The organism is Bacteroides sp. 43_46 (genome assembly GCF_001915455.1).
GTDB classification, from domain to species: Bacteria; Bacteroidota; Bacteroidia; order Bacteroidales; family Bacteroidaceae; genus Bacteroides; species Bacteroides caccae.
The window spans coordinates 19,539-30,205 of the sequence record NZ_MNQN01000042.1; the positions used below are offsets into that span (position 1 = coordinate 19,539).

Sequence of the window (10,667 nt, forward strand, 5' to 3'; positions counted from 1 at the left end):
ATCTTTTTACTATTAATTATCTTTTCCTTTTTCTATTAGTTCGATAATGTCTTTGAGATCATCAGTCGATAACTTTTGGTCTTTGGCAAAGAAAGAAACCATTTCTTTGTAGGAATTTTCAAAGTAATTACGAACTACGCTACTCATAAAGTGACGTTTGTATTCATTTTCTCGAATGGCAGGAGTGTATTGATAGGTATTTCCCACACGTTTTGATGTGACATACCCCTTTCGTTCGAGGTTTTTTACGATCGATGCTACCGTTGTATAAGGAGGAGCCGGTTGCGGATACTTCGCAACGATATCTTTTACGAAACAGCTTTGTAACTCCCAAACGTAGATCATTACTTCTTCTTCTTGTATTGTTAACTTTTCCATGGAGATGTTGTTTAATTACGATTACTTCGCAAATCTACGAATATTTCGTAATAAAGCAATAATTAGTCAGTTAATTATTGTAAATGTATGATTACTGCAATAATATTTTGATTAAGGAGTAATCGGAAAATTATTTAAGCATAAAAATTGGTTGGATAGGCGCTATTTTTGCCTAAATAATCACACTTTAATAACATTTGTGGAAAAAAAGGTGTCATTGGAGACTTTTTTATATAAAATAAATGAAATATATTTGTGGCTGTAAAACAGACGTTAAATATGAAAGGTGCGTTTCGATACTATTGATAAGGTACGGAAGATTCCCCGCACTTAGCAAAGAAGTTAATTAATAATGCCAACCAGAGGGAGGAGGAAGGTACACTAAAAAATAAATGATATGAAAAAATGTTTGATTTTTGTGCTATTTGCACTTGTTTCTATCGTTTCTTATTCTCAGATTTCTTGGAATGCTAAGGTCGGTATGAACATGAGTAATTTCACTGGAGATTCTGACACTGACATGAGAGTTGGGTTTAATGTTGGTGTTGGTATGGAATATCAGTTTACTGATATGTGGTCTATTCAACCTTCTTTGATGTTCACCCAGAAAGGAGCTAAAATGGATGAGTTGAAAGCTAATCCTATGTATTTGGAAATTCCTGTAATGGCTGCTGCGAGATTTGCAATTGCTGACAATCAAAATATTGTGGTAAAAGCAGGCCCTTATTTTGGCTTTGGTATTGCTGGTAAATATAAAGTAGGGGGTGAAAAGATTGATTTCTTTAAAGACACTAAAGATGAAGACGGTGATATCTTAATGGAAGGTGCAAAGAAGTTCGATGCAGGTCTTGGTGTAGGTGTTGCTTATGAAATCAATAAATTCTTTATTGATTTGACTGGAGAATTTGGTTTGACTAAAATATATGATGGTGATGGTGCTCCGAAGAACATCAACTTCTCTATCGGTGTAGGTTACAAATTCTAATAGAATTATACTCTCTTTATAATATCTCTGAAAATCCTTCGCCTTATACTCTCTTTGGGCGGGGGATTTTTTTATGGGTTTCTCCTTATAAAAAGAAAAACGGCGTATCCTCCTTATAAAAGGGGGCGCCGTTACTATCTCTCTCTTTTGTTGTTTCAATCAGTTATTTATCTGCTTTGATAAATTCTCTTTCTCTTTTAATTCTTTATATCTTTCTATTGCATGTTTACGACTCATAAGTATTTGCCAACGATATACCCAGCAAGTAGTTAAGAAATAAAAGCCTGCTTGTAACCATAAAGCTTTATATTCAAAGGCAACTTCACTTAGCGTAGCTCCCATATTGTTGATTTTCACAAAACCATTAATCCCGAAAGTAGAGGGGAAAATATAGGAGACGTATTTCCAGAATGGAGGGATTGCGGCCCCCGGCCATGAAATTCCGGAAATAAACAACAAGGGAACGGATGTGAAGACAAAGATCAGCATACACGTTTCTCGGTTGCGAATGGCGATCGAGGCCGTCATTGCAAAGAAGATGCAAGCTGTCAGGTAAGGAACCACAAATAATACTAATGAACTGGGCTGTCCTATTTGGTTGAGGCTGAATAGTCTTGGTACGACATATAGTACATAAAAAGCTACCAATATATAAACCAGAAAATAACTTAGTCCTTTACCGAGTACAATTCGTAATGTTCCGTTGTAATGCCTGTTGATAGGTACAAGGTCTTTGAAACGGTTGTTTTCGCGGGCTGTTCCGGCAGCAAGGCCGATTCCCAGCAGTAATGTCTGTTGGATAATCAATACTAGGACGGCAGGAATCAGGAAGGCAGCGAATCCGGCAGTCGGATTGAAGATCGAGATTTCTTCATATTCTATCGGATAAGCAGTGATTTCATCTTGCCGGTCGGTAGTGTTTCCGCTACGTGCAATCTTGATGTCCTTGTTCATATCCAGTGAGACGGCGGTGTTGGCAATCAGCATGGATTTATAGTATAACAGTCCGCTCATGTCGCAGTAAATGCTGACTTGCGTCTGTTTTCCTTTGGCGATATTGTCACTAAAATCGGAAGGGATATAGATAATGCCATAGGCACGTCGGTTCTTCAACATCTGTTTAGCTTCTTCCATATCAGCACAGTAAGAGACGATTTGAATGTCCGGTGTGGCGTCCACTTTCCGGAGATATTCACGGCTGAGAGAGGAATGTGAGTCATCTACAACGACAGCCGGGACTTCGCGCACCACTTCGTTATCATAGATAAAGCTATATAACAAAGGATAACCCAATGGGACGAGTATAAAGAATATCAGTACCCCCTGGTCGCGGAAAGTAGTCTGAAACTCCCGTTTCCAGATATAAAACAGGTCGTTGATGCCTTGGGCTATCTTGTCTTTTAATTTTATATCTTTCATTTAGGGTATGTATTTATAGTAAACCAGTGCCTCCTTCAAGCGGTGAACCACAAAGAAGGGGAGCATCATAAATATTAATAGTGCCATGTAATTGCTCCAAGAGTAAGCCATGCTATATCCGTTGAGTGCCTGGTCGACATAGATTAGAAAATAATGACGCAATGGGAATAGGTTGCTGAGCGCCTGCAGTACAGGGTGCATTGCCATAACAGGGAATGAGAAGCCGGAAATGGAGAAAGAAATGACGCCCCACAAAGAGGCAAAACTTAATCCAAGCCGGAGAGTGGGTAATGTACCTATCATGACTATACCGCAACATTGCGATGCTAGTACAAGGCAAAGTGTGGCGAAAATCATAGGGAAGATACCACTATTGCATGGGAAATGGAGGAAACCGTATAAGTATACATTATAAAATATACCCATGATGAAAAAAACAACTGTATGTGGAAGCAGTTTCCCTGCCAGTGCAATGTAAATGGAGTTATTGCTCATGCGTAACCATTCACGGGCGGTACGGTCTTTGATTTCCACCCCGATAGAATAAACCGTTACCATAAATATAAGCAGCATAAGAACACCCGGTATCAATGTGTTGCATAGATATACAGAGTAGTTCAGCCATGGATTATTTAATGGATGCGTATCAATCACGATCGGTTGAAGAAACCCCATTGCCTGATCTTCCGTGGCGCCTTTTGCATAGAGTGTGGTTCGTGCGGCAGCACCGGCTGTCAGTTCTCCCAACATTTTCATATCCCTGAAAAGCAGGGAGCCTGCAATCAGATAAGAATAATTGGTATAGAAGGAAATTGTGGGTTGCCGTTGGCTTTGCGCTTCGGCGGACAGACCTTTCGGAATGTAGAAGAATCCGTAGATTTTCCCTTCCTGTACGGCAATACGTGCATCACTCACATTGCTGTAATGGGCGACGACACCTGTCTGCGAAAAAGCGTCCAGATTGCGCACGATGTTGCGGGAGGTAGATGAATCATCCATATCTACCACACCTGCCGGAAGATCTTTGGGAAGTCCCGAATCCATTAAAGTAGTGAAAAATACATAGCAGAACAATGGAGCTATCACCATGCAAAAGAGATATAGCGGACGTGATACTAACCTCCGGCACTCTCTTTGCATGACCTGCCACAATGCTATATATTTTTTTTCTCTCTCTTTCATGGTTACTTATCAATGATGACAGACATACCCGGACGAAGATTTTCTATTTTCTCCAGAGGGCTGGCTTTCACTTCGAATGTTTTCAGGTCGAACTGGCCGGTTGTTTTGGTTGCCTTCCAAGCAGCGTAAGTACCTAAATCTTTCAGATAATATACTTTCAGTTTGATGGCTTTATTGTCAAGTGCAGGTACAACAGCTTCAAATTCTGTTCCCATAGTCAGGTTTTTGAGCAAGTCTTCACGTACGTTGAACGTTACCCACATATCGTTGAGTTCGGCAATATTCATAATCGGTGCGCCTGTACCTACCAGTTCGCCTACTTTGGGAAATATCTCCGATACTTCTCCCGAAGCAGGAGCGATCAGATATGTCTCCTTAATATAAGATTCAACTTCGGCAACAGCTCCTTTTGCCCGGTTAACCAGTGCTTCCGCAGCCATTTTGTCCTCACGTTCGGCTCCGTTCTTAGCCATTGTATATTGTGCTTTCGCAGCTTTCTCAGTGGCAATGGCGGCGTCACGCTGTGCAGTAACTTCGTCCAGTTTTTGTGCGGGCATTACTCCTTGTTCATAAAGGTTCTTCACCCTCTTGTATGATTTTTCGGCAATGGTAACTCCTGCCTGTGCTTTTTGCCACATTTCATAAGCAGCCTGTATCTGTTCCTGGCGGGCACCCTTGATTGCTTTTTCATTCTGCGCTTGTGCGGCAGCTTCCGCGGCACGCGCCTGTTCCATTTTGGCCACTACGTCCGGCGCTTCCAGGATAGCCAGTGTGTCACCGGCATTTATTTGTTGGCCTTCTTTCACGCGAAATTCCAATATACGTCCCGGAACTTTGCTTGAAACACGATATTCAGTAACTTCAGCCTGTCCTTGGATAATCTCAGGTCCTTTGCGAAGCATGAAAAAACCAACGACTGCAACGATTGCAATAACTCCCAGCAGGGTAAGGAATGCAAGCAGCATATTGCTGTTTTGTGATTTTGTAGTTGCCATATAATATGAGTTATTTAAGAGTTCCTAATGATTTCTTTAGATAGATTTCTGTTAATTTTACGTCTATTTGAGCGTCAATCTTTTCTGATTGGGCAGATAGCCAGGCTGTCTGGGCTTCAAGAACATTGCTGGTGGCAATGACTCCCTCTTTGAAGCCGAGTGTGGCGTAACGGAGATTTTCTTCCGCCTTTTCCATATTCTTGGTAGACATCACCAGCTTTTTACCTGCTTCATTTACTTTGAATGCAGCTTGATTGACTTGCAATTCTATTTTTTCTCTAGCGTCTTGAAGTTGGTATTGTGCGATACGTGCTTCTGATTTGGCGGCTCTGGTTTTGTAAATACCTTCTCCCCAATGCCATATAGGTATCTGTACCATGACACCCACATTCCACATTCCTTTGAATTTGTTCTCAAAACTATTGAAGACAGAAGGATTGGTGACCACGTAATTCCCCATTAGTGCAATCGAAGGAAGATGTTCGGCACGGGTTACATTTACTTTTTGCTTGTAAATCTGTGTAGCCAGTTCGAGACTGCGTATCTCCGGACGATTTGCATAAGCGGTAGACATATCGAAATGAGTATCTGTTGTGAGTAACGGAATATCTTCCATATCTTCGTCCGCTAACGTAATGGGAGAGCTAAGATCAATGCCACATAGTTGACATAACAACATTCGGGCAAGGCTTAATCCGTCTTCCACTTTCGTTAGTGTCATTTCCGCTTCATTTACTTTTACCCGTACGGATAAACCGTCCGCTTTGGTTGCTACTCCTTCGGCAATCATCTTTTCCACATCGCTGTCCAGTTGCTGCAGAAGTTTCAGATATCCTTCCGCCAGTTTCTTTTTGTTTACCAGCGAAATAACCTGCCAGTAAGCCTGGTCAGTACTCATAATTACTTCCTGCATACCGCCTTGGTGCTGCTGCTGGGCTAACTCTTCGGCGTACTTTGTTATTTTGTTGTAGGCGCGGATCTTACCACCCATATAGAGAGGTTGGGTCAGTGTGATAGCACCGGCATATACATTTCTTGTATCTGTACGGAGGGCATCTACTAATGAATTTCCTACTTGATCGAGGGCAGGTAAGGCGGCACCGAGTTCTCCGCTTAATGAAGATATTAATGGAGCAAGTTCGGGATGTGCTGTTGCAATCTGTGTAGCAGCCTGTTGTATGGGACCTGCCAGATTAGTCCCTAATCCCGAAAGCGCAGCTTTCTGATCTTTATTTAATAGAGAAAACTCTTTTTGGTTTCTCATATAGGTCCCGGTTGCCGAGAAGTTGGGCAGGTAGTTGGTAAATGCTGCTTTTCTCTCATAGTGGGCCGCATTTATCTTTTCATTGCTAATCAACAAGTCTTTATTGTTGGCAAGGGCTAATGCGCGGCAACTATCCAAGCTTAGTAAAGTTTGCCCTTTTACTATAAAAGTCATACTTAGCAGTATTGTCAGAAGAAATAGCTTTTTCATCGCATCTTGCATATTAATAAGGTGATACTTCTATTTTAATAACCCGCTTCTTATGTAATTTGTTTATTGAAGTAGTCTGTTTTTTTGAACTTGTTATCACGAACAATAATTGCATAAACAACGATGCAAAAGTATATGCTTTCTTTGAAAGCACAAAATGAATTAGCTTTTTTTAATAACGGGCTGTTGTTTGAAATATTTTCCTTCCAACAGCTAATTTGTTATTTGTTTGTTCGTTTGTGTTTCCAGTTTTATATATATTTGCAGAAAATGTTACCTGCAATCAATAATACAACACATCATGAATATTAAATGGCTTATCGGAGCGATAAGTGTGGGATTGTTTATATCCTGCGAAAATGTAAAAGAGGCACAAACTGTCAGTAACAGTTATCCGTCTGTTTTTCCTGATTATACGTTTACGGCTATACCTTATAATATAGCGCCTTTAAATTTCGAAGTGAAGGGTGCACAAGAAATACGTGCCGATTTTGCGGGTGAAGGTGTCAATCTTCTGACAGTCACGGGTAAGCATGAGGTTCGTATCCCGAAGAAAAAGTGGAAGGAAATGTTAGACAAACTGAAGGACAAAGATCTGGAAATCACAGTGTCCGTATGGAATTCGTCTTCTCCTGAAGGGGTACGATATAAACCTTTCACGGTTCGGGTTGCATCGGATGCTATTGACGAATGGATTGCTTATCGGCTGATAGAACCGGGATATGAAGGTTGGAATATGCTGGGTATTTATCAGAGGAATCTCACTTCGTTCGAAGAAAAGGAGATTGCTACTAATCGTGCGGATAAAAGTAAGTGCATGAACTGTCATTCTTTCGCTAATTATTCTCCACAACAAATGATATTTCATGTCAGGGGAGAAGGTGGTGGCACTGCTTTATGGAAAGATGGTGAATTGAGCAAACTACCGTTGGAGACAACCGGTCCCAAGAAAAGCGGAACCTATCCGATGTGGCATCCCAATGGACGATATATCGTGTTTTCTTCCAATCTCACCCGTCAGTCTTTTCTTAGTGAAGGTGAAAAGGCGCTGGAAGTGTATGATCTTCAGTCTGACTTGATTTTATATGACACTCAGACCAAGAAGGTACTGACGGATAAACGCTTTATGGACGAAGCACATTGGGAGACATTTCCTGCCTGGTCGGCAGATGGGAAATCGCTCTATTATTGTGGCGCTTTACCTAAGAATATGCCAATAGATTACCAAAATTTGCATTATAGCCTTTGCAAAGTCGATTTTGATGAGGCAACCGGAACGTTTGGCGAACGAATTGATACGATATACAATGCGGAGCGCGATGGAGGCAGTGTCTCTTTTCCGCGTTTGTCTCCCGATGGACATTATTTGCTGTACACGAAAGCGGCTTGTGCCACTTTCCCTATTTGGCACAAAGAGGCAGATTTGAAAATGCTGAGACTATCTGACGGTGAGGAACTGGACGTTGAAATTCTGAATAGTGCCGAGACTGAGAGCTATCATTCCTGGTCGTCGAACGGTCGTTGGATTTTGTTTAGTAGCCGTAGGCTAGACGGCCGCTATACAAGGCTTTTCATTGCTTGGATGGATGAAAAGGGAAACATACATAAACCTTTCCTGCTCCCTCAGTCTACTGTTGAACATAATGTGTTACGTACGAAGTCCTATAATATTCCCGAATTTATTAAGGGGGAGGTGACATTGCCACAGAAACAGCTTAATGCTTTATTCTTCCCTCAAAAATAAGATGCTATGAAGAAGATATTTTTATTTCATTTATTACTGGTCTGTCCGGTAATTTTTCTGATTTGGTATATTGTCTTTCCTAATTATCTTTGGTTACTGGAAGGAAACTCTTTTTTCTCTTTCACGCCTGATTTTGCCGGTATACAACTTTCCCTTCCTTCTGATTGGGCGCAATATGTAGGGGCTTATCTCCTACAATTCTTCCGGTTCCGTACAAGTGGAGCTTTGGTGCAAATGTTGTTTGTGCTTATTGTGTTGCTTTCAGCCGATTGTATCATCGCCCGTTTGACGCGCAATAAAGGATTGTTGTGGCTTTCATTCATTCCGGTTATCTGGTTTATGAGCGGGCAGTTTGCTGATGTGCTTTTGGTCCGTTCGATGTGGTGGTGTAGCATTTCTGCTGTGTTAGCGTTGCTTGTATGGTTGCTTACGATCCGAAGAAAGGCTCCGGTAGCATGGGGAGAACGTTATTTCTTTTCTTCTCCTTTTTTCACTTACATCGTGCCTTGTTTACTGTTGGGTTTCATCGTTTACCGTGAAGTGACCGATGAAAAGCAGAAGGAAACGGAATTCATTTCTCGCATAGACCACCTTGCTGAGAATAGAAATTGGGATGCCATTTTACAGAATGTGACTCCGGAAATGACGAAAAAGAATTCTTCTTTGTTGCGCTGGACTTTGTTGGCTCTTTCAGAAAAGGGACAGTTGCCGGAACGGATGTTTGCTTATGGAGTGACCGAACCTGCCTGTTTCTTTTATGAACGTGTAGACAAGCAATTCTGTCGTAATTTTAATATGCAGTTCTTCCGTGCTTTGGAACTGGATAACGAATTGCTTCATAATGCTTTCCAGGCAGGAATTCTTTCTCCCTACGGGAACAGTTTTCGTTCTATGAGAGCAATTGTGGACGCTTGTGTTCATCAAGGTCGCAATCGAATGCTTGCCAAGTATGTAGAAGTAATGAAACATACAAGTTGCCACACGAAACAGGCACAGTTGCTGGGTGAATACTTGGCGTCAGCCGGTGTGGAAGATAAGATTAACAGTGGAAAGAATACGTCTCCGTTTTTTATAGGTGCGCATCCTTTTCTTTCGGATATGGCACGTATGGTAGACCGTTATCCCGAAAACCGGAAAGCTGTGGATTATTTGCTTTGCGGGCTGTTGATATCAAAAGATGTGGATAAGTTCTATAAGGTATTCAGTTTGTTGTACAAGCCTTTTAGCGTCAAGCTTCCCCGTTATTACGAAGAAGCGTTGCTGGTACTGGCAACACAACATCCGGACATATTGCGTCGCTATCCGGTGGGACAGGAGGTAGTGAAGGATTTTAATTCATTTCATGCTTTGTTGAAAGGAGGAACGATGAATCAGAAAATGTTGGAAATCAATTACCGAGATTCATTTTGGTTGTTCTATTACTGTATGAAGGCAGTGAAGAAATCGGCGGAGAACTAAAAAGAGAAAGTTCCTATTCTTACCATGTGTCTTTCTACAAAGAAGACACCTTTTAAAAGAATAGGAACTTTCTTGCTTATATAAAGTTAAAGGGGATCTTTAGATTAAAGAGCACCTACTTCTTTCAAAGCAGCGTTAGTGCCGTGAACAGCTTTAGCGCTAGCAGCAAACTTAGCTTTTTCGTCTTCGTTCAGGTTCAGTTCAACGATCTTTTCGATGCCATTCTTGCCCAGGATAACAGGAACACCGATGCAAAGATCAGATTCGCCGTATTCGCCTTCCAGGAATACAGAACAAGGAACCATTTTCTTTTGGTCGTGCAGGATAGATTCAACGACGAATGCTCCTGCTGCACCCGGTGCATACCATGCAGAAGTACCCAATAACTTAGTCAGTGTAGCACCACCTACCATAGTAGCGGCAGCAACTTCTTCCAATTTTTCAGCAGAAATGAAGTTAGCTACAGGCATACCTTTATAAGTAGCGAAACGAGTCAAAGGAATCATGGTAGTATCACCGTGACCACCGATAACCATACCTTCTACTTCGTTAGCATTGCAACCGATAGCTTGAGACAAGAAATATTTGAAACGAGAGCTATCCAGTGCACCACCCATGCCGATAACACGGTTCTTCGGCAAGCCTAGAGCTTTCAATGCCAAGTAAGTCATTGTGTCCATTGGGTTAGAGATAACTACAATGATAGCGTTAGGAGAATATTTCAACAGGTTTTCTGCTACCGACTTAACGATACCAGCATTAACACCGATCAGTTCTTCACGAGTCATACCCGGTTTACGAGGAATACCTGAAGTAATCACAACAACGTCAGAGTTAGCAGTCTGAGCATAATCGTTTGTGCAGCCTACCAATGTAGAGTCGAAGCCCAGCAACTGAGCTGTCTGCATCATATCCATTGCTTTACCTTCTGATACGCCTTCTTTAACGTCCAGCATTACTACTTCGTCTGCTACTTCATTAAAAGCAAGTACATTTGCACATGTAGCACCTACGTTACCTGCGCCTACTACG

At 41.6% G+C, this 10,667-nt stretch carries 9 protein-coding genes; 3 read left to right on the forward strand and 6 right to left on the reverse strand.

Features of this window, described 5'->3' with window-relative positions; translation table 11 throughout:
• Positions 1–12 precede the first annotated feature (12 nt).
• Complete coding sequence (locus tag BHV72_RS04290; protein ID WP_005679174.1) at positions 13–378, reverse strand: BlaI/MecI/CopY family transcriptional regulator; 366 nt, start codon at positions 376–378, stop codon at positions 13–15.
• Positions 379–775: 397 nt separating this feature from the next.
• Here BHV72_RS04290 and BHV72_RS04295 point away from each other — a divergent pair, with 397 nt between their 5' ends.
• Positions 776–1,363, forward strand: a complete 588-nt coding sequence (locus tag BHV72_RS04295; protein ID WP_286854893.1) for a porin family protein — start codon at positions 776–778, stop codon at positions 1,361–1,363.
• Positions 1,364–1,522: 159 nt separating this feature from the next.
• On the opposite strand, the gene BHV72_RS04300 is transcribed toward BHV72_RS04295, so the two are convergent.
• From BHV72_RS04300 to BHV72_RS04315, 4 genes are read right to left on the reverse strand one after another with little or no spacing between them, the layout of a single operon-like run.
• Positions 1,523–2,782: an ABC transporter permease gene (locus BHV72_RS04300; RefSeq protein WP_005679176.1), complete on the reverse strand. Its 1,260-nt coding sequence runs from the start codon at positions 2,780–2,782 to the stop codon at positions 1,523–1,525.
• Positions 2,783–3,964, reverse strand: a complete 1,182-nt coding sequence (locus BHV72_RS04305; RefSeq protein ID WP_005679177.1) for an ABC transporter permease — start codon at positions 3,962–3,964, stop codon at positions 2,783–2,785. It abuts the gene before it with no gap.
• Between the two features lie 2 nt (positions 3,965–3,966).
• On the reverse strand, positions 3,967–4,959 hold the full coding sequence (locus BHV72_RS04310) for an HlyD family secretion protein (RefSeq protein WP_022042293.1): 993 nt from the start codon (positions 4,957–4,959) through the stop codon (positions 3,967–3,969).
• 10 nt (positions 4,960–4,969) lie between these two features.
• Positions 4,970–6,433, reverse strand: coding sequence for a TolC family protein (locus BHV72_RS04315; RefSeq protein ID WP_122295073.1), 1,464 nt, complete (start codon positions 6,431–6,433; stop codon positions 4,970–4,972).
• 301 nt (positions 6,434–6,734) lie between these two features.
• Here BHV72_RS04315 and BHV72_RS04320 point away from each other — a divergent pair, with 301 nt between their 5' ends.
• Both BHV72_RS04320 and BHV72_RS04325 read left to right on the forward strand, forming a co-directional pair.
• A complete protein-coding gene (locus BHV72_RS04320; protein ID WP_149921660.1) occupies positions 6,735–8,177 on the forward strand; it encodes a TolB-like translocation protein in 1,443 nt (480 codons plus the stop codon).
• Between the two features lie 6 nt (positions 8,178–8,183).
• A complete protein-coding gene (locus BHV72_RS04325; RefSeq protein WP_122294773.1) occupies positions 8,184–9,635 on the forward strand; it encodes a DUF6057 family protein in 1,452 nt (483 codons plus the stop codon).
• Positions 9,636–9,739: 104 nt separating this feature from the next.
• On the opposite strand, the gene mdh is transcribed toward BHV72_RS04325, so the two are convergent.
• Positions 9,740–10,667, reverse strand: a 928-nt coding sequence (gene mdh, locus BHV72_RS04330) for a malate dehydrogenase (RefSeq protein WP_286854897.1), incomplete at its 5' end; no start/stop codon positions are given.